Origin of the sequence: Streptomyces gardneri (assembly GCF_006539185.1) — a bacterium.
In the GTDB taxonomy this organism is placed as follows: domain Bacteria; phylum Actinomycetota; class Actinomycetes; order Streptomycetales; family Streptomycetaceae; genus Streptomyces; species Streptomyces gardneri.
Window position 1 is genome coordinate 15225 of sequence record NZ_BJMN01000068.1, and the last position, 20875, is coordinate 36099.

Here is a 20875-nt window from a genome sequence, read left to right on the forward strand (position 1 = left end):
CTTCCGGACGATCGTTGCGTCACCCCTCGTCGGGGGCACCGCTCTCCTCGTCGGCCTTCTCTTCCTTGGAGCCGGGCGTGGCGCCCGGCTGGGGCTCGGCCACCGCGACCCGCGCGGGCCTGATGGTCCGCTCGCCGATCCGGTACCCCGGCTGCAGGATCGCCACGCAGGTCGTCTCGGTGACGTCCGGCGCGTACGAGTGCATCAGGGCCTCGTGGATCGTCGGGTCGAAGGGCTCGCCCTCCTTGCCGAACTGCTGCAGGCCCATCTTGGCGACGACGGTCTCCAGCGATTCCGCCACCGACTTGAACCCGCCGAGGAGCTCGCCGTGGTCCCGGGCCCGGCCGACGTCGTCGAGGACGGGCAGGAGGTCGGACAGGAGCGTCGCGACGGCGATCTCCTTGACCGTGACCCGGTCCCGCTCCACGCGGCGGCGGTAGTTCTGGTATTCGGCCTGGAGCCGCTGGAGGTCCGCGGTGCGCTCGTCGAGCGCGGAACGGACCTGGTCCAGCTGGGCGGTGAGGCCCGCGGTACCGGCCGACTTCTGGTCGCTTGCGTCCCCGGCCGGGGCCGTCGACTCCTTCTTGGAGGAGTCGACGGCCTCGGCGGCGTCGTCAGGGGTGGCGCCGGAGGGGACGTCGGACTTCTCCTCGAAGCCCGGGGTCTCCTCGGTCACGCCTGACCACCCTTCTTGGGCTCGTCGTCGATGATCTCGGCGTCGACGACGTCGTCGTCGGCCTGCGCCTGGCCGGCACCGGCGTCACCGGCGGCCTGCGCGCCCTGGGCGTCGGCGTACAGCGCCTGGCCGAGCTTCTGGGAGACGGCCGCGACCTTCTCGGTGGCGGTGCGGATCTCGGCGGTGTCCTCGCCCTTGAGCTTCTCCTTCAGCTCGACGAGCGCGGCCTCGACCTCGGCCTTGACGTCACCGGGGACCTTGTCCTCGTTGTCCTTGAGGAACTTCTCCGTCTGGTAGACGAGCTGCTCGCCCTGGTTGCGGGACTCGGCGGCCTCGCGGCGACGGTGGTCCTCGTCCGCGTACTGCTCGGCCTCCTGCCGCATCCGGTCGACCTCGTCCTTCGGCAGCGAGGAGCCGCCGGTGACGGTCATCTTCTGCTCCTTGCCCGTGCCGAGGTCCTTCGCGGTCACGTGCATGATGCCGTTGGCGTCGATGTCGAAGGCGACCTCGATCTGCGGGACGCCACGCGGGGCCGGCGGCAGACCGGTCAGCTCGAACATGCCGAGCTTCTTGTTGTACGCCGCGATCTCGCGCTCGCCCTGGTAGACCTGGATCTGCACGGACGGCTGGTTGTCCTCGGCCGTCGTGAAGATCTCGGACCGCTTGGTCGGGATCGTGGTGTTGCGCTCGATGAGCTTGGTCATGATGCCGCCCTTGGTCTCGATACCGAGGGACAGCGGGGTCACGTCGAGGAGCAGGACGTCCTTGACCTCACCCTTGAGGACACCGGCCTGGAGCGCGGCGCCGATGGCGACGACCTCGTCCGGGTTGACGCCCTTGTTGGCGTCCTGACCGCCGGTCAGCTCCTTGACGAGCTCGGCGACGGCCGGCATACGGGTGGAGCCACCGACGAGAACGACGTGGTCGATCTCGCGGAGCTCGATGCCCGCGTCCTTGATGACGTTGTGGAACGGCACCTTGCAGCGGTCGAGCAGGTCCGAGGTCAGCTGCTGGAACTGGGCGCGCGTGAGCTTCTCGTCCAGGTGCAGCGGGCCCTCGGCGGAGGCCGTGATGTACGGCAGGTTGATGGAGGTCTCGGTCGAGGACGAGAGCTCGATCTTCGCCTTCTCCGCGGCCTCGCGGAGACGCTGGAGAGCCATCTTGTCCTTGGCCAGGTCCACGCCGTGGCCGTTCTGGAACTGCGTCACCAGGTAGTCGACGACGCGCTGGTCCCAGTCGTCGCCACCGAGGTGGTTGTCACCGTTGGTGGCCTTCACCTCGACGACGCCGTCGCCGATCTCCAGGAGGGACACGTCGAAGGTGCCGCCACCGAGGTCGAAGACGAGGATCGTCTGGTCGTCCTTGTCGAGGCCGTAGGCCAGGGCGGCCGCGGTCGGCTCGTTGACGATGCGCAGGACGTTGAGGCCCGCGATCTCACCGGCCTCCTTGGTGGCCTGGCGCTCGGAGTCGTTGAAGTACGCCGGGACGGTGATGACCGCGTCGACGACCTTCTCGCCCAGGTACGCCTCGGCGTCACGCTTGAGCTTCTGCAGGATGAAGGCGCTCATCTGCTGCGGGTTGAAGTTCTTGCCGTCGATCTCGATCTTCCAGTCGGTGCCCATGTGGCGCTTGACCGACCGGATGGTCCTGTCGACGTTGGTGACGGCCTGACGCTTGGCCACCTCGCCGACGAGCACCTCGCCGTTCTTCGCGAAGGCGACGACGGACGGCGTGGTCCTGGCACCCTCGGCGTTGGTGATGACGGTGGGCTCGCCGCCTTCCAGAACGCTGACGACGGAGTTAGTCGTGCCCAGGTCGATGCCGACCGCACGTGCCATTTCAATTCCTCCAGCTGACTGACTTGAGTGGATCTGACTCAAGGATGCACGAGACCCCGCACCTCGTCAACAGACCTGAGCGGGAGCGACTCAACTCTTCACTCGCCCGGCCGCTCAACGAGGCTCCGGAAGAAGGGCTTGAGCGCGTCGATCCCGCTCCGGGCCGGGGCGCTCATGAGAGAGTCCGGGTGCCCCTTGCCGGGCAAAGCGGGCATATCCCACGAATATCGCATGATTCTCAGGCTCACTCGGAAGGGTGTGGGGAATGACGGCCAAGCGCACGTTCGACGTCCTGGGCGGAATCGCGCTCCTGGCCGTGCTCTCCCCGGTCCTCGCCGTCGTCGCCCTCTCGGTCGCGCTCGGCGACTCGGCCCCGGGGCGCGGCGTGCTGCGCCGCCGGACGGTGGCCGGCCTGAACGGCCGCGCCTTCACGATGCTGACCTTCCGCACGAAGAGCCCGCTGGCCGCGCTGCCCCTCCTCCTGCACGTCGTCGCGGGGCGGATGTCGCTGGTCGGACCGTGTCCACTGACCCCGACCCACCGCGAGTGCACGGGCGAGGGCCGCCGCCGGCTCTCCGTACGCCCCGGGCTCACCGGGCCCTGGCAGATCAGCGGGCGCTCGGAGCTGCCGTGGGAGGAGCGCGAGCTGCTCGATCTCCACTACGTGGACCACCATTGGCTGGGGATGGACCTCGCCATCCTGGCGCGTACGCTTCCAGCAGTCCGCAGGCGTCGCGCGGCAAGGTTTGCCTGAGCGACACATATCACCGCGAGCGCCGCTACAGCGCGGCGCCGTGACCGGGTAATCTCAGCGGGAACTCAATAAGTTACCGCTTAGTAGGCCCGCCCGAGGAGCCCGTCATGCAACTCGCCGCGATCATCGTGTCGATCGCCATCACGGTGGTGGCCGTCGCGCTGTTCGGCCGCGCCACCGTGCAGATCTACCGCTTCGTGCGGCTCGGTCAGCCGGTGCCCGCCGGTACACGCACCGGTGACCCCACGCAGCGCACCATCACGCTGGCCAAGGAGTTCCTCGGCCACACCAGGATGAACCGCTGGGGCATCGTCGGCTTCGCGCACTGGTTCGTCGCGGTGGGCTTCTTCTCGCTGCTCCTGACGATCGTCAACGCCTTCGGCCAGCTCTTCCAGGCCGACTGGCTGATCCCGATCATCGGCGACTGGCTGCCGTACGAGGTCTTCACCGAGTTCCTCGGTCTGATGACGGTCCTCGGCATCGTGACCCTCATCGTGATCCGGCAGCTCAGCAAGCCGACCAAGGCAGGCCGCAAGTCCCGCTTCGCCGGCTCCAAGACGGGCCAGGCGTACTTCGTCGAGGCCGTCATCCTGATCGTCGGCGTCTGCATCATGACGCTCCGCGCGCTTGAGGGCGTCCAGCACCACGTGACGAGCTGGGAGCCGGGCTTCTTCGCCTCGTACCCGCTGATCGCGCTGCTCGACGGCCTGGACCTGAGCACGATCCAGTACCTCACCTACTTCTTCGCGTGCCTCAAGATCGTCACGTCCTTCACCTGGATGATCACGGTCTCGCTCAACACCAACATGGGTGTCGCCTGGCACCGCTTCCTCGGCTTCCCGAACATCTGGTTCAAGCGCAACGCCGACGGCTCCACCGCCCTGGGCGCGCTCCAGCCGATGACGACGGCCGGCAAGGAGATCGACTGGGAGGACCCGGCCGAGGACGCCGTCTTCGGTGTCTCCCAGGTCGAGCAGTTCTCCTGGAAGGGCATCCTCGACTTCTCCACCTGCACCGAGTGCGGTCGCTGCCAGTCGCAGTGCCCCGCCTGGAACACCGGCAAGCCGCTCTCCCCGAAGCTCCTCATCATGTCGCTGCGCGACCACGCGCACGCCAAGGCCCCGTACCTGCTCGCCGGCGGCGGCAAGGACATGGAGGGCAACGAGAAGGCGACCGAGGAGCAGCTCAAGGACGTCCCCGCCTCCGCGATCGCCGAGGCCGAGCGCCCCCTCATCGGCACCGCCGAGGAGAACGGCGTCATCGACCCCGACGTCCTGTGGTCCTGCACCACCTGCGGCGCCTGCGTCGAGCAGTGCCCGGTCGACATCGAGCACATCGACCACATCGTCGACATGCGCCGCTACCAGGTGATGATCGAGTCCGCGTTCCCGTCCGAGGCGGGCACGATGCTCAAGAACCTGGAGAAGAAGGGCAACCCCTGGGGCCTGGCGAAGAAGCAGCGCGTCGAGTGGACCAAGGAGGTCGACTTCGAGGTCCCGATCGTCGGGAAGGACGTCGAGGACCTCTCGGAGTTCGACTACCTGTACTGGGTCGGCTGCGCCGGCGCCCTGGAGGACCGGGCCAAGAAGACCACCAAGGCCTTCGCCGAGCTGCTGAACATCGCGGGCGTCAAGTTCGCGATCATGGGCGGCGACGAGAAGTGCACCGGTGACTCCCCCCGCCGCCTGGGCAACGAGCCGCTGTTCCAGCAGCTCGCGCAGGAGAACGTCGCGATGCTGAACATGGCGTTCGGCGAGGACGACGAGGACGAGACGACCAAGAAGCCGAAGTCGGCGAAGAAGATCGTCTCCACCTGCCCGCACTGCTTCAACACCATCGCCAACGAGTACCCGCAGCTCGGCGGCGAGTACGAGGTCATCCACCACACCCAGCTGCTCCAGCACCTCATCGACGAGGGCAAGCTGATCCCGGTGACCCCGGTCGAGGGCCTCATCACCTACCACGACCCCTGCTACCTGGGCCGTCACAACAAGGTCTACACGCCGCCGCGCGAGATCATGTCCGCCGTCCCCGGCCTGCGCCAGCAGGAGATGCACCGCCACAAGGAGCGCGGCTTCTGCTGCGGCGCCGGTGGTGCCCGGATGTGGATGGAGGAGCGGATCGGCAAGCGCATCAACAACGAGCGTGTCGAGGAGGCCCTGTCCCTCAACCCGGACATCGTCTCCACCGCCTGCCCGTTCTGCCTCGTCATGCTGACCGACTCGGTCAACGGCAAGAAGAACGAGGGCAAGGCCAAGGAGTCCGTGACGGTCGTGGACGTGGCCCAGCTGCTCCTCGAATCGGTGAAGGCCCCGGCCGACCCGGAGCCGGAGCCGGCCGAGGAGCCGGAGCCGGAACCGGCTGCCTGAGCCTGACCTGACCTGACGTAAGAGGGCCGCCCCGCGAGATCGCGGGGCGGCCCTCTCTCGTACGTCTCAGCGCTGCCGGGCCACCGAAGTGCCGCCGAGCGAGCCGTCGGGCGTCCCCTAGGGGATGTCACAGCTCAGTGGCAAGGACCGGCCGGATGAGCGCCTCCACAGCCTGAGCGGGTACGTTCAAGGCGTGGCTGGATTCAGGAACGGACGCGGCCGGGACAACCGCCCCCCGCAGCAGCAGCAGCAGCAACCGCAGCAGGCGCCCTACGGGTACAACGCGGCTCCGCCGTCGTACCCGCAGCAGCAGTGGCCCCCGCAGGGCGGCGGCCAGTACGGCGGTCAGCAGAGCGGCCAGTACGGCGGTCAGCGCGGCGGCCCCCAGGGGCAGCAGCAGCCCTACGGCGAGCCGGAGTACTTCGGCGACCCCTACGGCCAGCAGCAGCCGGCGCAGGCGCACCCCGGCACGGCGAACAACCCGGGCCACACGCAGATGTTCAGCGTCGACGACCCGTACCGCGACGGTGGCGGCGGCTACCAGCCCGCCCCCGTCCCGATCGGCCCCCGCCTCCCCTGGAAGGCCCTCCTGAGCGGCATCGTGCTGCGCCCGGCGGACACCTTCCTCCGGATGCGGGACCACGCCGTCTGGGGCCCGGCCCTGGTCGTCACCTTCCTCTACGGCCTGCTGGCGATCTTCGGCTTCGACAAGGCCCGCGACGAGGCGATCAACGCGACCCTGTCGACGGCGATCCCGTACGTCCTGATGACGGCCCTCGGCTTCGTCCTCGGCGGACTGATCCTCGGCGCGGTCACACACACGCTCGCCCGCCAGCTCGGCGGCGACGGCTCCTGGCAGCCGACCGTGGGCCTGTCGATGCTGATCATGTCGATCACGGACGCGCCCCGGCTCGTCTTCGCGCTCTTCCTGGGCGGCGAGAACGGCTTCGTCCAGGTCGTCGGCTGGCTGACCTGGCTCGCGCTCGGCGCGCTGCTCACCCTGATGGTGAGCCGCTCGCACGACCTGCCGTGGCCGAAGGCCCTGGGCGCGTCGGCGATCCAGCTGGTGGCGCTGCTGAGCCTGACCAAGCTGGGCATGCTGTAGAGCGGGCACGCAGACGGACAGACAGACAAAGGACAGAGGGAAGCCCCCCACCGCACGACGGTGGGGGGCTTCCCTCTGTCCGCGTCCGCGTCCGGTCAGCGGCTGCGGCCGATGCGCCACCAGTCCTTGCGGGTCGCCGGGTCGGCCGGCTCCGTCGCCTCCGCCTTGTCCGTCGTCCCGTCGGCCCAGAACTCCAGCAGATCGCCCGGCGCGAGCCCGAGGGCGTGCTCGATCTCGCCGGGGGTGAGTCCGCGCAGGGAGTCCGAGAGCGATCTGGTGAGGTCGTACCAGTAGCCGCGCAGCGTCGACTCGCTCACGAACAGCTCCCGCGCGACCTGCGCGTAGCTCAGGCCTCGGGCACGGCCGTGCAGGATCTGGCGCTGACGCTCGCTCAGCAGGGTGATGCAGTCGCGCCGGACGAGCACTTCGAGGATGCCGACGACCTGTTGCGGTACGACGGTGCCACCGGCGGCGACCTCCAGGAAGAGCTCTTCGGCCCGGGCGCGCGGCAGGGCCTTGGAGACGATGCCGCTCGCGCCGGCCGCGACGCACGCCGCCAGGACGAACCGGCGTTCCTCCTGGCTGTAGACGCAGACGCGGTAGCCGCGGTGGGTCAGCGTACGGATCGCGGCGATGCCCTGGCGGGCGTCGGGCTGCTGTTCCAGGTTGGCCAGGTGCAGGTCGAGCACGACGACGTCCACCGCCGGGCTGCGCCGCACCAGCTCCTCCACCGTCGCGACCGCCGCGACCACGTCGAGTCCGGGCATGAGCGGGCCGATCGACTCGCGGATCAGCGAGGCGTCGTCGACGACCGCCACCGCGGGCCTCACGGCGCGTCCGCGAAGGCGGCCCGTACGGTCGGCTGCGCCGGCCCCGGCGGACCCGCCTCCGGTCCCGGGCGCGAGCGGACCGTCACGGTCGTCCCCTCGCCCACGGCGGACACGATCCCGACGCCGAGGCCCCGTCGGCGCAGCTCGCCGACGACCACCTCGCGCAGCCCGAGCCCGGCGGTCACCGACGCCGGGTCGAAGCCGACGCCGTCGTCGTGCACGGTCAGCGTCCAGGCCCCCTCCGGCTCCGTCGCGTCGAGGTGGACGACGACCTCGTGGGCACGGGCGTGCACGCGGACGTTCAGCAGCACGCTCCCGAGGGCGCGCTCCAGCGCCTCCGCCTGCGCGGCGGGGATCCGCAGGCCGGTGCCGAGATCGAGCGAGGCGACGACGTTCAGGTCGGCGAACCGCTCGCACACCCGCCCGACCGTCGGAACGAGCCCTGCCGAGGGCCCCTCACCGTCGGAGGCGCACCCTTCCGTGCCCCGCAGATAGGAGCGCATCCGCCGCAGCTCCACCTCCGCCTGGCCGACGAGCCGGGCCCGCGAGACGTCGTCGCCCTGCTCGGTCAGCAGGCGCATGACGGCGACGCCGTTGTGCATCATCACCTGCGCCCGCCGCTCCTCCTCGCGCCGCGCCAGTTCGGCGGCACGCGCGCGTGAGGCGTCGGCATCGCGCGCGATGCGGCGGGTGTACCCGAAGAACATGCGGGCGACCAGCGCGTACACGACATAGGTCAGGACGTTGCCGACGGCGGTCGAGGTCATCTCGCTCCCGACGTCGCCGCCGAGGTAGACCACGTAACAGACGGAGACGGCGAGCAGGCTGCCCGCCCAGACGCCGAGGGCGCGCACCCCGCCGGCGGTGATGATGACGGACAGCGCGTACCCCGGCTGGAACGCGGTCCAGGTGCCGAAGCGGTCCCAGGGCGCGAGCACCAGGGGGCCCAGGACGAGCAGGGCGCAGGCAAGACCGAAGTCGAGCACGGACACGACCGTGCCCGGCGGCCTGCGGCGTACGAGCGTCACGACGCTCACCGCGACCGCCGCGAGGGCGGCGGCGCCCCAGCACACGAGGTAGCCGGCCTCGTGCGGAGCCCGCGCCGCCCCGAGCTGCACCGCGGGCACCATCTGCGCGACGGTCCCGAGCCGGACCCCCGCGGTGAAGTACGAGAAGGCCCGCTCGACGCCGGCCCTGGTCGTGGGCAGCTCCGCGACCCGCCACAGCCCGCTCAGACTTCTCATCGTCCTCCTCGGCTCCGGATCAGCCCGCTGACCCGCAACGATGAAGATAGTTGAGCGGCATGCCGAAGGGCAGGGCCTCGGAAGAGGCCCTGCCGTTGACGGAGTGTGAAGAGTCGGAGGGATCAGGCGAGTCGGGGGATCGGACGCGTCGGAGCTGTCAGACGACGAGCTTGGCGAGCGCCGCCCAGGTGTAGTCCCCCGGGAGCCCGTCGACAGGGCCGCTGTAGCCGCCGAGCTTGGCCATGTTCTGGAGGCCCATGTACGTGTTCTTGCCGGGCGCTCCGTCGATGGGGCCGGTGTACCCGTGGCCGGTGAACAGCCTCTGCAGGCCCATCCACGAGTTGACGCCGAGCGCGCCGTCGGCCGGGCCCGTGTAGCCGCCGAGCTTGGCCATCCGCTGCATCGCCGCGTACGTGTTCGTGCCCGGGGCGCCGTCGACCGGACCGCCGTAGCCGAAGCGCTTGCAGATGTTCTGCACGCCCTTCCAGGAGTTGACGCCCATCACGCCGTCGACGGTGCCGCCGTAACCGCCCCGCTGGGCCAGGCGCTGGAGCCCCTTGTACGTGTTCGTGCCGGGTACGCCGTCGATGGGGCCGGTGTAGGCGTAGCCCTTGACGACCCACTGCACGCCCATCCAGGTGTTCACGCCGGGCGCGCCGTCCAGGGCGCCCGTGTAGCCGCCGGCGCCGGCGATCTTCTGGAGCGTCAGGCCGCTGGAGCTCGAGGAGGGCGGCGGCGAGCCTCCGCCGACGACGGAGAGCGGGTTGATCCGGGAGCCGCTGGGGTTGTAGATGTGCCAGTGCAGGTGCGGGCCGGTCGAGTTGCCCGCACCGGGGGCGCCCACGGCGCCGCCGGAGTACCCGACGACCGTCCCGGCGGCCACGGAGGCGCCGTTGGAGAGCCGGAACTGCGACAGGTGCATGTACTGACTGCGGTAGCCCTCGGCGTGGTAGATGGTGACGGTGTGGCCGCCGGTGCCGTTGTCGTAGATGTTCTCGATCGTTCCGGCGCCGCAGGCGGGCAGCGCGGTGCCCACGGCCATGCCGTAGTCGATGCCGTTGTGGTTCGGCGGGTCCCAGGGACCGGTGACGGCGTATGAGGTGAACGGGTTGTACAGCGCGGGGACGGCGTACGCGCTCGTGGGCAGTACGAGCCCGCCGACGGTCAGCGCGCCGCCTCCCACCACCGCGCCGCGCAGCAGCGTGCGGCGGCTGACGCCCGCCGGGGTCCGGGGGACGTCATGGTCGCCGCCGCAGCGGTGCGGCCGTGCCTCGTTCTCGGTCAACGCTTCTCCCTGAGGTCGTCCGGTCGTCCATCGATGTGCTCGGGAGGAAGATCACGAGCCCGCTCATCCCATCGGGGCGCGCGGGGACCGACAACCCAACGAATCCGCGGAGTCGATCCTCCGGTTCCGCGCTTTCGTTGGGTTGTCGGCGCGGGACCCGCCGGGTGATCTTGCCCTTCCGATGATCCGGCGGATTCCAGGAGGTCAGGTGCCCGAGTGGGTTGATGGCGAAGGGCGGGGGCCGTCCCGGCGGTCCCTCCTGCGGACGGCCGGCGCGCTGCTGCCGGCACTGGTCCTGGGGGTCGGCGGCGCGGCCGGTACGGCGACGGCGGCGGGCAGCCCGGACAGGGCCTTGTCGGCGGATCCCCGGGGGACGTTCGCGTCACCCGGCTACGACTGGACGGCGGTCCCGGGATCGGGAGCCGCGTCCGGAGTGGTGTTCACGCTCACCGGACCGGACGGCAGGCCGCTGCCCGGCCGGCGCGTCCGCTTCTCCCTGAGCGCGTTCCACACGGTCCGCCCGAGCCTCTGGTTCGAGGCGGCCGCGGCACCCAAGGGAGGCAAGTCCCCCGAGCGGTACGGGTACATGGACCTCGACACGGACGCGCGAGGCCGGGTCACCCTCGACTCCCGGCTGCGGCACGGAGCCGTACCGACCGGCGCGGCGGGCCTCGAACTGCGCGCCCAACTGGTGGGCACCGAGACCCTCCTCGCCACCTCCCGCCTGTCCGTTTCCGACCTGAGGAGCACGCGTTGACGAGAACGGTCGCCGGGGCGGAGCAGTGGGCCCGCCAGCACACGACCGACGGCGGTCCCTCCGGCTTCGACAACGGCTACAACTGGGCCGAGATGTGCCAGTCCCTGATGTTCCGGGCCTGCGACCTGAGCGACTCGCGCGGGACGGCGTACGACGCGTGGGTGGCGTCCGGCGAGGGGCACGACGACTGGTCGGCGGCCCCGCGCGGGGCCTTTCACTGGTGGGCGAACCCGGGGCGGCTCAGGCCCGGCCACGTGGCCCTCGACCTCGACGGCGGCGGCACCCGCTGCCTGATGGCGTCGAGCGCCCTGTCGGGCGGTGAGGACTTCGCCCCCGGCGGCTACCGCATCGGCACCCAGTCCATCGCCCGCTACAACTCGCTCACCGGCCTCGAGTACCTGGGCTGGACGCTGGACAACGTCGGTGCGCGGATGGCCGACCTCGGCACCCCGGGCCCCGGTGGCGGCAGCGGCTCGTACACCCTGACCACGGCCGACCAGAAGGTCCTGCAGACGCTCGCGCAGCGCGGCGGCTACACGGGCGTCGTCGACGGCGCGATCGGCGTCAACGGCTGGAAGGGCGTCCAGACCGCCGTCCGCGGCTACGGCTACTCGGGCCCGGTCGACGGCGTGCCCGGCTCCGCCACGTACAAGGCCGTGCAGGAACTCGCCAGGGACGGCGGCTACAGCGGGCCGATCGACGGCGCCCTCGGCCCGAACACGATCCTCGGCGTCTCGCGCTGGCTCGCCGCCCACCCGCAGACCACCACCCCGCCGGCGCCGGGTCCCGCGCCCACGCCGTCGCCGACGGACCCGGTGTACGGGATCGACGTCGGCACCAGCCAGGCGAACCTGGACTTCCTGGCCGCGCGCAGCGCCGGATTCCGCTTCTGCGTGGTGAAGTGCGGCGGTTCCAACGACGGCACCCACCAGCCCTACACCGCGCCCCACTACGTCCAGCAGGTCGACGCGGCCCGGGCGGCCGGATTCCTGGTCGGCCACTACTGGATGACGGGCTGGGGAGCGGCGTCCACCGACGCCGAGTACTTCCTCGGCCGGCTGCGGGACTACCGCCCCGGCGAGCCGCTGATGGTCGACGTCGAGGGCGTCGACCAGAGCCCGGTGTGGACGGACGCGCAGACGGCGCAGTTCATCGACATCGTGAAGGCCCGTCTCGGCACGACCCCGTTCCTCTACACGTACTCCTCGCTGCTCCAGTCGAAGTCCTGGCCGCTGACCATCGCGACGGGCGCGAAACTGTGGATCGCGGACTACGGCGTCGCCGCGGGCAGCCCGCGGATCGGCACGGCGTATCCGAGCTGGGCGATCCACCAGTTCAGCGACGAAGGGTCCGTCAAGGGCGTCGCCGTCGACATGAACCAGGCGAAGCCGGACGCCTTCGGGACGGCGGTCCTGCCGCCCCCGGGCGCGAACCCGGTCCCCGGCGGGACGCCGGCCATCCCACTCGCCGACGGCGTGACCCTCCAGAAGATCGCGCAGTTCGGCGGGTACACGGGCCCGATCGACGGGGTCCTCGGGCCGAACGGCTGGAAGGGCGTCCAGACCCTCCTCACCCGGCTGGGGCTGTACACCGGTCCGGTCGACGGAGCCCCGGGCACGAACACGTACAAGGGCCTCCAGCAGCTCGCCCAGCGCGGCGGCTACACGGGCCCGGTCGACGGGATCATGGGCCCGAACACGTACGCCGGGCTGCGGAACTACCTCGCGCAGGCGGGCGGGACCGCGAGCGTGACGATCTCGACGGCGGACGCCAAGACGCTCCAGCAGGTGGCGCAGCGCGGCGGCTACACGGGCCCGGTGGACGGCGCCATGGGTGTGAACAGCTGGAAGGGCGTCCAGACGGTCCTCGCGCAGGGCTACTACAGCGGCCCGGCCGACGGGGTCCCGGGCCCGGAGACGTACAAGGGCATCCAGCGCCTCGCCGCCGACTACGGCTACACGGGTCCGATCGACGGCGTGCCCGGCACGAACACCTTCGCGGGCCTCCGGACGTACCTGAGCGTGACGGGCAGCGGCCCGGGCCCGATCTCGGTGGCGAACGGAACGATCCTGCAGAAGATCGCCAAGGGCGGCGGCTACGAGGGCCCGATCGACGGCGTCATGGGCGTGAACAGCTGGAAGGGCGTCCAGACGGTCGTCCGGGGCTACGGCTACACCGGCCCGCTCGACGGGGCGCCCGGCACGAACACGTACAAGGGGCTCCAGACCCTGGCGACGGCCGGCGGCTATGCGGGCGTGATCGACGGCGTCATGGGCGTGAACTCGTGGAAGGGCGTCCAGACCGTGATGCGCCGCTTCGGCTACGGGGGTCCGATCGACGGGCTCCCGGCGACGAACACGTACGCGGCGATGCAGCGGATGGCGGCCTTCGGCGGCTACACGGGCCCGGTGGACGGCGTCCTCGGCTCGTTCAGCTGGGCCGGCATCCAGACGTGTCTGCGCGGCTGGAACTACTCGGGCCTGATCGACGGGATCGCCGGCCAGGGGACGTACGTGGCGGTCCAGCGCCTGGCCCAGACGGGCGGCTACGCGGGCCCGCTGGACGGGGTGCCGAGCACGAACACGTACGCGGCACTGAACACCCTGGTCACCTGAGCCGGCTCAGGTGACCGGGCGGGGGGTGGGTCCTCTTCGCCGATGACTCTCAGGCGTCGAGGACCTGCCCCTCCCTCTTCACGACGGGCGGCTCGACCGACCAGGGGAAGTTGATCCACTCGTCGGTCTTCTTCCACACGTACTCGCACTTCACGAGCGAGTGCGACTTCTCGTAGATGACGGCCGAACGGACCTCGGCGACGTGGTCGACGCAGAAGTCGTGGACGAGCTTGAGTGTCTTGCCGGTGTCGGCGACGTCGTCCGTGATCAGGACCTTCTTGTCGGAGAAGTCGATCGCGTCGGGCACGGGCGCCAGCATGACCGGCATCTCCAGGGTGGTCCCGACCCCGGTGTAGAACTCCACGTTCACGAGGTGGATGTTCTTGCAGTCGAGGGCATAGGCCAGACCGCCGGCGACGAAGACGCCACCGCGGGCGATGGAGAGGACGATGTCCGGCTCGTAGCCGTCGTCGGCGATGGTCTGCGCCAGCTCGCGGACGGCCTTGCCGAAGCCCTCGTACGTCAGGTTCTCGCGTACCTCACTCATGCCGGCTACCGCCTCACACCTGGGTCCGATGGAAGTTCATGAACGAGCGGGAGGCCGTCGGTCCCCGCTGCCCCTGGTACCGCGAGCCGTACCGCTCGCTCCCGTACGGGAACTCGGCGGGCGTGCTCAGCCGGAACATGCACAGCTGGCCGATCTTCATGCCCGGCCACAGCTTGATCGGCAGGGTGGCGAGGTTCGACAGCTCCAGGGTCACGTGGCCCGAGAAACCGGGGTCGATGAACCCGGCGGTCGAGTGGGTGACGAGCCCCAGCCGCCCCAGAGAGCTCTTCCCCTCCAGGCGCGACGCGATGTCGTCCGGCAGGGTGATGACCTCGTAGGTCGAGGCGAGCACGAACTCGCCCGGGTGCAGGATGAACGCCTCGTCGCCCTCCGGCTCGACCTCACGCGTCAGGTCGAGCTGCTCGACGGCGGGGTCGATGTGGGGGTAGCGGTGGTTCTCGAACACCCGGAAGAAGCGGTCAAGCCTCACGTCGATGCTCGAGGGCTGCACCATGGATTCGTCGTACGGGTCGATGCGCACCCGTCCGGCATCGATCTCGGCCCGGATGTCCTTGTCTGAGAGAAGCACGCCCCCACGATACGCAGAGGGCGCGGACCTGCCCCAATCGGCAGGGCTCCGCGCCCACCGGCACCCTCAGCGCGGTCCGAGCACCACAGGCACCGCGTGCCGCAACCGCGCACACCGCGGACACCGGATGAGCCGCCCGGGCCCGATCCGCCCGGCCCCGAGCTGCTGGAGCGGGAACGAGGCGGTACTGAACACATGCCCTTCGGCACAGCGGACGACGGTGCGCTCCATGGAACCCATCAAGTCCCTTCCCCTACACATACGGTGGACGATCAGCCACATTAGGGGATGAAGGGGGCGCCCTCCACGCGGCACTCCGTACACGCGAAGCGCGTGAACTTCGCCTCAAGTGGCGCATGGGGTACAGTGTGCAACGATGCGGCTTTGATCAATCAGGCCGCTGCGCGGATGTAGTTTAATGGTAGAACATGAGCTTCCCAAGCTTATAGCGCGGGTTCGATTCCCGTCATCCGCTCTTCCACGAAGCCCCAGGTCAACGACCTGGGGCTTCGTCGTTGTCCGGACCGCTAGGGAGCCGCGCTCCACGGTGTCGAGATCTCGCCGTCCGGCTCCCAGCCGTACCGTCGCATCTGCTGCGCTTCCGCCGTGCGGCCCGCAGACTCCAGCACCTTCGCGTACTGGCTCCAGGCGTACGGATCGCCGGTTCGCGAAGCGTGGCGGAGCCAGTCCAGGGCCTCATCCGTACGACCTGCGTCCTGGAGCAGCTCGGCGACGACGGACCGCTGATCCGGATAACCGTCCTCGGCATGGCGGTCTGCGCATGATCTCAGCCAGGCGAAGGGCTCATCCGGGCCCATGAGCCCCGTCATCAGACGAGCGGCGTGTCCCAGGGCGCCCAGGTCCCCTTCCTCGGCAGCCCGCTGGTACCAGATGACAGCCTCCGTGGCCCTACCGAGTTGCTCGTGCACAGCGGCGACGTTCGCCACCGCACCCCTCCGGCCGCCGGCTGCCTCCTGTTCGTACAGCGCGAGCGCTTCTTCCAGACGGCCTTCCTTCCTCAGCGCCTCGGGAGCACTCGTGCTCTTCCTGAGGTGGCCACCGCTGGCGATCTTCTCCGACCAGTCCAACACAGCGGCTAGCCAGCGCTGTGCCTCATCGTCTTCTCCGCCCGGGTCGAAAAGGCTCCGCAAGCTGGATCGAAGTGCCGCGTCCTGGGCCAGGTGCTCAAACAACGCGTCCGACGCCCAGGGAATCCTCACGCCCCCCTCCCTGTTCCTGCTTGCCTCTTCCCATACCCGCGGCAACAGCCAGGACAGCACGGTGGCGCCGCTGTCGCCCCGCTCCCGCATCCGGAAGACCGTCTGCACCACGGCGTGTCCGCCGTGGCCCTCGGCCTCCTGCCGGTAGCAAGCAAGAGCTTCTTCCGTACGGGCCGTCGACTCCAGCAGGTCGGCCAGCGTTCCGAACGCGCCGTAGACGCCCGCATCGGCCGCTCGCCTGAGGCAGGCCTCCGCTTCCGGGTGGTCGCCGGCCTGCCGCAGAAGCATGCCGGCGTAGAGCCAGTTGCTGAAACGCCCCGCTTCAGCAGCTCTCTTGTGCCAGGCGACGGCCATGACCGGCTGATGAGTCATCTCCATGATCCCAGCGACCTGGTTCATGGCCGCAGGGTCTCCCCTTTCGGCGAGGGGCAGACACCACAGCAGTGCCTCGTCGTATCTGCCCTCTTCCTCCAGCGTCTGGGACGCCGCGGCGACGGCGCCCGGCACCCCCGCCCCGGCTGCGGCCCTGAGGAGACGCACAGCGATCCGCAGATGCCCTCTTTCCCGTGCCGATCCGGCCAGGGCGATCAGGGACTCTCGTGCCGCGTAGTCGTCCAGGGTGTCCCACAGACGTGCCGGTGGGACCTTGCCGTGCCGTTTCTCCCTGCCGTGCTGATCCAAGTAGTCCGCGAGTCTGACCTTGCCCGTGACGACGAGGGGAGCGGCAGGTTCGCGGATGGTCACGGGCGTGAGGGGACCGCGGGCACCGCGCAACGGAATCCTCAGTTCCGCGAGGGCGTGCTCGATGTCGCCGTCCTCCACCGCCTCGTACTGATGGGCGGTGAGGTAGAAGGGGATCGACGCTTCCAGCAACAGCCTCGGGAGAGCCACGCCGTGCCCGAGACGGCGGGCGTCCATGGCCGACTCGACCAGAGCCCTCTCCAAGGCCGTGGCGGTCTCGTACCGGTCGACCAGCGCCCGGCCACCGGCAAGATACTGGGTGACCTGCCCCTCCTCACCACGCTCCAGGGCCTCTTGGAGCCGGGGATCCGTCGCGGCCAGGCGTCGCAACTCCAGCATGTCCGGCCCCTCGAAGGAATCCGGCACTCGGAGGTGCTTGCCGGTGAGCAGAGCACGGGCCCGCGCATGCAGATCCCTGCGGTCGCCCTGCCTGCGCGGCCTGACCAGGTCGGACCACTGTTCGGGCCAGGTCGTGCCGAGGACGAGCAGAGGGCGCCGTCGCGGGTCGTTGAGCACCTCGTGCAGCCGGGCGGCTGCCTGCTCACCCCGGTCGTCGCTCAGGAAGCGGTGGATCTCGTCGAGCCACAGGACGGTACGGGGAGCGGCGTCGTCCAGCACTGCGATCAGCGCCTCGGCGGGGTTCGGTGCGAGGGGATGCGCAAGCCGCCAGTCCGGAGGAAGCAGACGGAGCGCCTCCCAGCACGCCCTCGTCTTCCCCGTGGAGGAATTGCCGACGAGGACGGCGAGGGCGCTGGTCAGCCCTTCTGCGCCCGGCCGGGCGATACTCTCCACCACGCCGGCGAGCTGCCGGTCGTGCTCCCGTTCGACATACGGAGGCAGAAGCGGCAGCTCGGAGTCGGCACACCCCCCGTCGATGGCCTCGTGCACCTCCAGGGCGAACGGATCCCCGAACTCACGAACCGGCCTCCCGGGGGCGGCCGTTGGCGCACGTGGTACCCGTATCGGCTGCGCCCTCTCCAGCAGGTTTCGCCAGTCGCGTTCATCAGCCTTCTCCCCGGCCCAGGCGCTCCACAGCCGTACCAGTGCCAGAACGTCGTCGCTGCTCCTGTCACTCGGGACCTGGGGATCTCCTTCACCGCGAAGGGGCACCCAGGCGCTGATCCGCTGGCTCTCGATCCTTCTGCTGTACGGGGGCTTGCCAAGTGCCTGGCTCACCTTCCTCCGTGAGTACCGGTCGCCGGCCAGGCAGAGCACCTCCTCCGCTCGGCGCTCCAGGGCGCGCAAGCGCTCGTAGAGTTCCCGGGACTCCTGGGACCGCAACAGCCCTCCCTCTCTCTGCCCGCGGCAGGCCCGCTGCGGCCCCGCAGCGGGCACAACGGGCAACGCGCCGACCTGCAGCGTAGAACGAATCCGCCCGGTGCTCCCGCTACTCCGGGTTTCTCTCCCCACACGGCAGAAGACTCGGGGACGACGGCTCGGAGCAGCTCCGGGCGCAATCGACGAAGGGGCCGTGATGGGGAAGACGACTCGGCGGCGGCGACAGCACACCACCCGCCGATGGGGACGCACCGTCCTCTTCGGTGTCGTACGAGGGGCTGCGACAGCAACGGGGTCGGCCATCGTCGCGTGCGGCCTGATGTGGTGGCAGAACCGATGAACGGATCGCTGCCCTTGCAGAGGTTGGAGACTTGGGGATTCTTCGTGTCCAGACCCGTTCGGGGGTCCCGCGCCGCCTGCACGCCGGTGGGTCACGTCGCGTTCGCCCCGGCGTCGGACCTCGGGCCGATGCGGGAGTGGACCCTGCTCCGATGTGGCAGGGGCCCTTCGGGCGGGATCGTTCGCGGCATGACGACGACATCGGGCACACCAGGAACGGCTGTGCATCGCACGGGAGTTGCACGACATCGTGTCGCACAGCCTCAGCCTGATCGCGGTGAAGGCGGGAGTCGCCGGGCACATCGCCCAGCGCCGCCCCGAGGAGGCCGTGAGCGCGCTGCGCGTCATCGAGCAGACCAGCCGGGCCGCGATGACCGAGATGCGTCGCACGCTGGGGGGTGCTGCGCACCGACGCGGCCGACGCCCCGCTGCGCCCGGCGCCCGAGCTCGACGCCCTCGACCGGCTGGCCGATCAGGCACGACAGGCGGGCGTGGAAGTTGAGTTGAGCGTCCGGGTCCCGGAGGCCGGCCTGCCCGCCGGCATCGCCCTGGCCGTTCACCGGATCGTCCAGGAGTCCCTCACCAACGCGGTGAGGCACGCGGCCCCCGCACGCTGCCGGGTGACGGTCGAGGCAGACCCGCGCGAGGTGCGGATCGATGTCACGGACGACGGCACGCGGGGCGCCGGCACCGAAGGGCCCCGGGGCCACGGCCTGGTCGGCATGCGGGAGCGGGCCGTCATGCACGGCGGGACGTTCCGCGCGGGCCCACGTCCAGGGGGAGGCTTCGCGGTCTCCGCCCGCCTGCCGCAGGACGGCGTGAGGAGGACCGCATGACGGACGCGACACGGGCGACGGGGCCGAGGCCGTCGAACTCACCCGACCGCACCGGCCGGACGTGGTCCTGATGGACGTCCGGATGCCGGTCATGGACGGGATCGAGGCGACCCGGCAGATCTGCGGCTCCGCCGAGACCGCTGGCACGCGGGTGCTGATCCTGACCACCTTCGACCTCGACGAGTACGTCAAAAAAGGGGCGCTTGGCCGGAGGGGTTGACTCCGACCCTCGGGACCACCTAGACCTCCTTCCCCGCCAACGGCGCTCGCGACGAGAATGCCACGCCTCCCAGCGGGACAGGCTTCACACACCGGTCCCCACTGACTGCACGTCGCAGCTGGCGGACGCCTTGCTCCCGGAACGCTGCTCTCGGGGGGAATCAATATCTATCCCCGCGATCAGAGAGTTTAATGGACCCCGCAGGGAGAGTTTTTCCGCACCGCACACGATGGAGATATTCAACGCACACAAACCGCTGCAGCGTGCTACTGTCGATCTCGGTTGCAGTTTTGGTACCCAAAAACTTCAGGCGCTCCAGTCGGCCTCCGTGCCACATTCGAGCGCTTTATATTTCCGGTCATTTTTCCGGCGGGGCATCATCGCGGCGACACGGTGTCCGTACATCGCGGATGCTGGTGTACTGCCCCAAAGGAGATATGGCATGGCATCTGGCACCGTGAAGTGGTTCAACGCGGCAAAGGGTTTCGGCTTCATCGAGCAGGACGGTGGCGGCGACGACGTCTTCGCCCACTTCTCGAACATCGCCGCCCAGGGCTTCCGCGAGCTGCTGGAAGGCCAGAAGGTCACCTTCGACATCGCGCAGGGCCAGAAGGGCCCGACGGCCGAGAACATCGTTCCCGCCTGACGCTGACGCACATTTCGTAGCTGGGGCCCGCATCCTTGGGGTGCGGGCCCCAGCTGCACGCATTTCCCGCAGTGGCGTCACCTGCGTGACGAAGCATTCAGGGTCACAGCCTGCTCGGCGCTTCACCCCCTAGATTTTTCTTGGTTTCGCGTCCACATGACGCCACCCCATCTCAGCGCATGCGCCCGTACAGAATCTCTGTAGGCCAGAGTCGCTTTCGCATTCCATTCGGCCCGTTCTTGTGATTCCCCGCGCTGCGTTTCTGCTGCCGGAATTCCTTGATATGTGCCGCATCAAGGAAGGTTCTGAATGAACCGCACACGTACGAACGACCGTTCCTCTCGCACCCGCAGCCGCACCGGCGGCCCCGCTTCCGGCGCTGCCACCCGTTCGGAGCGGGGCAGCCGCTTCGGCTCGTCGGCCCCGAGCCGTTCCGGAGGTCCGAGCCGCTCCGGAGGTCCGAGCCGCTCCGGAGGCTACGGCCGCCGGCCCGCCGCGATCCAAGGCGAGTTCGCCCTGCCGAAGACGATCACTCTCGCTCTGCCCGCCGTCGAGGCTTTCGCCGATCTCGACATGCCGGCCGAGCTGTTGGCGGCCCTCGGCGCGCAGGGCGTGACCGTGCCCTTCCCCATCCAGGGCGCCACCCTGCCCAACACCCTCGCGGGCCGCGACGTGCTCGGCCGCGGGCGCACCGGCTCCGGCAAGACTCTGGCCTTCGGCCTCGCGCTGCTGGCCCGTACCGCCGGACTGCGCGCGGAGCCGCGCCAGCCGCTGGCGCTGGTCCTCGTCCCCACCCGCGAGCTGGCCCAGCAGGTGACCGACGCCCTCACCCCGTACGCCCGCGCCGTGAGGCTGCGCCTGACCACGGTCGTCGGCGGCATGTCGATCGGCAAGCAGGCCGGAGCGCTGCGCGGAGGCGCGGAGGTGGTCGTGGCCACGCCCGGCCGGTTGAAGGACCTCATCGACCGTGGTGAATGCCGGCTGAA

General features: G+C 69.9%; 17 protein-coding genes, 1 tRNA gene and 1 pseudogene. 11 read left to right on the plus strand and 8 right to left on the minus strand.

Annotated features, from left to right (window positions below):
- Nucleotides 1-19 precede the first annotated feature (19 nt).
- Nucleotides 20-676 carry a nucleotide exchange factor GrpE gene (grpE, locus tag SGA01_RS36875; protein WP_141302442.1) on the minus strand — a complete coding sequence of 219 codons (657 nt, stop codon included), beginning with the start codon at nt 674-676 and terminating at the stop codon, nt 20-22.
- The gene (dnaK, locus tag SGA01_RS36880) at nt 673-2514 is read right to left on the minus strand and encodes a molecular chaperone DnaK (protein WP_055642622.1); all 1842 of its coding nucleotides are present in this window, start codon (nt 2512-2514) and stop codon (nt 673-675) included. The genes grpE and dnaK overlap by 4 nt, the downstream gene beginning before the upstream one ends.
- A gap of 265 nt (nt 2515-2779) precedes the next feature.
- Here dnaK and SGA01_RS36885 point away from each other — a divergent pair, with 265 nt between their 5' ends.
- The 3 genes from SGA01_RS36885 to SGA01_RS36895 all read left to right on the plus strand — a co-directional run bounded on the left by SGA01_RS36885 (nt 2780) and on the right by SGA01_RS36895 (nt 6742).
- A complete protein-coding gene (locus SGA01_RS36885; RefSeq protein WP_141302444.1) occupies nt 2780-3268 on the plus strand; it encodes a sugar transferase in 489 nt (162 codons plus the stop codon).
- A gap of 107 nt (nt 3269-3375) precedes the next feature.
- Entirely contained in the window at nt 3376-5637 is a 2262-nt protein-coding gene (locus SGA01_RS36890; protein ID WP_141302446.1) for a (Fe-S)-binding protein, read from the plus strand.
- A 193-nt stretch (nt 5638-5830) separates the two neighbouring features.
- Nucleotides 5831-6742 carry a Yip1 family protein gene (locus SGA01_RS36895; protein ID WP_141302448.1) on the plus strand — a complete coding sequence of 304 codons (912 nt, stop codon included), beginning with the start codon at nt 5831-5833 and terminating at the stop codon, nt 6740-6742.
- 95 nt (nt 6743-6837) lie between these two features.
- Here the strand turns inward: SGA01_RS36895 and SGA01_RS36900 are convergent, their stop codons facing one another.
- The 3 genes from SGA01_RS36900 to SGA01_RS36910 form a co-directional block, all read right to left on the minus strand.
- Nucleotides 6838-7572 carry a response regulator transcription factor gene (locus SGA01_RS36900; protein WP_141302450.1) on the minus strand — a complete coding sequence of 245 codons (735 nt, stop codon included), beginning with the start codon at nt 7570-7572 and terminating at the stop codon, nt 6838-6840.
- On the minus strand, nt 7569-8816 hold the full coding sequence (locus SGA01_RS36905; RefSeq protein WP_229918229.1) for a sensor histidine kinase: 1248 nt from the start codon (nt 8814-8816) through the stop codon (nt 7569-7571). The genes SGA01_RS36900 and SGA01_RS36905 overlap by 4 nt, the downstream gene beginning before the upstream one ends.
- Before the next feature lie 157 nt (nt 8817-8973).
- On the minus strand, nt 8974-10101 hold the full coding sequence (locus SGA01_RS36910; RefSeq protein ID WP_218037866.1) for a peptidoglycan DD-metalloendopeptidase family protein: 1128 nt from the start codon (nt 10099-10101) through the stop codon (nt 8974-8976).
- Nucleotides 10102-10309: 208 nt separating this feature from the next.
- Between SGA01_RS36910 and SGA01_RS36915 the strand changes: the two genes are divergently transcribed.
- Both SGA01_RS36915 and SGA01_RS36920 read left to right on the plus strand, forming a co-directional pair.
- Nucleotides 10310-10858, plus strand: a complete 549-nt coding sequence (locus SGA01_RS36915; RefSeq protein ID WP_141302452.1) for a hypothetical protein — start codon at nt 10310-10312, stop codon at nt 10856-10858.
- The gene (locus tag SGA01_RS36920; protein WP_141302454.1) at nt 10855-13473 is read left to right on the plus strand and encodes a GH25 family lysozyme; all 2619 of its coding nucleotides are present in this window, start codon (nt 10855-10857) and stop codon (nt 13471-13473) included. Before SGA01_RS36915 ends, SGA01_RS36920 begins: the two co-directional genes overlap by 4 nt.
- A gap of 49 nt (nt 13474-13522) precedes the next feature.
- Here SGA01_RS36920 and SGA01_RS36925 read toward each other — a convergent pair whose 3' ends face one another.
- Together SGA01_RS36925 and dcd are read right to left on the minus strand one after the other, a co-directional pair.
- A complete protein-coding gene (locus tag SGA01_RS36925) occupies nt 13523-14020 on the minus strand; it encodes a phosphoribosyltransferase (protein WP_141302456.1) in 498 nt (165 codons plus the stop codon).
- A gap of 13 nt (nt 14021-14033) precedes the next feature.
- Nucleotides 14034-14609 (minus strand): dCTP deaminase, encoded by a 576-nt coding sequence (gene dcd / locus SGA01_RS36930; RefSeq protein ID WP_055642613.1) that lies wholly within the window; start codon nt 14607-14609, stop codon nt 14034-14036.
- 404 nt (nt 14610-15013) lie between these two features.
- Here dcd and SGA01_RS36935 point away from each other — a divergent pair.
- A tRNA-Gly gene (locus SGA01_RS36935) sits at nt 15014-15084 on the plus strand.
- A gap of 52 nt (nt 15085-15136) precedes the next feature.
- On the opposite strand, the gene SGA01_RS36940 is transcribed toward SGA01_RS36935, so the two are convergent.
- Nucleotides 15137-17851 (minus strand): tetratricopeptide repeat protein, encoded by a 2715-nt coding sequence (locus SGA01_RS36940; RefSeq protein WP_141302458.1) that lies wholly within the window; start codon nt 17849-17851, stop codon nt 15137-15139.
- A gap of 586 nt (nt 17852-18437) precedes the next feature.
- Here SGA01_RS36940 and SGA01_RS42435 point away from each other — a divergent pair.
- From SGA01_RS42435 to SGA01_RS36960, 5 genes and pseudogenes are all read left to right on the plus strand, one after another.
- Nucleotides 18438-18689, plus strand: coding sequence for a histidine kinase dimerization/phosphoacceptor domain-containing protein (locus SGA01_RS42435; protein WP_229918227.1), 252 nt, complete (start codon nt 18438-18440; stop codon nt 18687-18689).
- Complete coding sequence (locus SGA01_RS36945; protein ID WP_229918262.1) at nt 18586-19023, plus strand: sensor histidine kinase; 438 nt, start codon at nt 18586-18588, stop codon at nt 19021-19023. Before SGA01_RS42435 ends, SGA01_RS36945 begins: the two co-directional genes overlap by 104 nt.
- Nucleotides 19024-19030: 7 nt before the next feature.
- Nucleotides 19031-19213, plus strand: a pseudogene (locus SGA01_RS36950) (response regulator); the annotation flags it as partial.
- Nucleotides 19214-19685: 472 nt separating this feature from the next.
- Nucleotides 19686-19889 carry a cold-shock protein gene (locus SGA01_RS36955; protein WP_030647895.1) on the plus strand — a complete coding sequence of 68 codons (204 nt, stop codon included), beginning with the start codon at nt 19686-19688 and terminating at the stop codon, nt 19887-19889.
- A 309-nt stretch (nt 19890-20198) separates the two neighbouring features.
- A partial coding sequence (locus tag SGA01_RS36960; RefSeq protein ID WP_141302460.1) for a DEAD/DEAH box helicase occupies nt 20199-20875 on the plus strand: 677 nt, incomplete at its 3' end.

Coding starts and splice junctions, on each gene's coding strand:
- SGA01_RS36885 (WP_141302444.1), top strand. CDS start 2,780: ATGACGGCCAAGCGCACGTTCGACGTCCTGGGCGGAATCGCGCTCCTG.
- SGA01_RS36905 (WP_229918229.1), bottom strand. CDS start 8,816: ATGAGAAGTCTGAGCGGGCTGTGGCGGGTCGCGGAGCTGCCCACGACC.
- SGA01_RS36925 (WP_141302456.1), bottom strand. CDS start 14,020: ATGAGTGAGGTACGCGAGAACCTGACGTACGAGGGCTTCGGCAAGGCC.
- SGA01_RS36955 (WP_030647895.1), top strand. CDS start 19,686: ATGGCATCTGGCACCGTGAAGTGGTTCAACGCGGCAAAGGGTTTCGGC.
- dnaK (WP_055642622.1), bottom strand. CDS start 2,514: ATGGCACGTGCGGTCGGCATCGACCTGGGCACGACTAACTCCGTCGTC.
- SGA01_RS36890 (WP_141302446.1), top strand. CDS start 3,376: ATGCAACTCGCCGCGATCATCGTGTCGATCGCCATCACGGTGGTGGCC.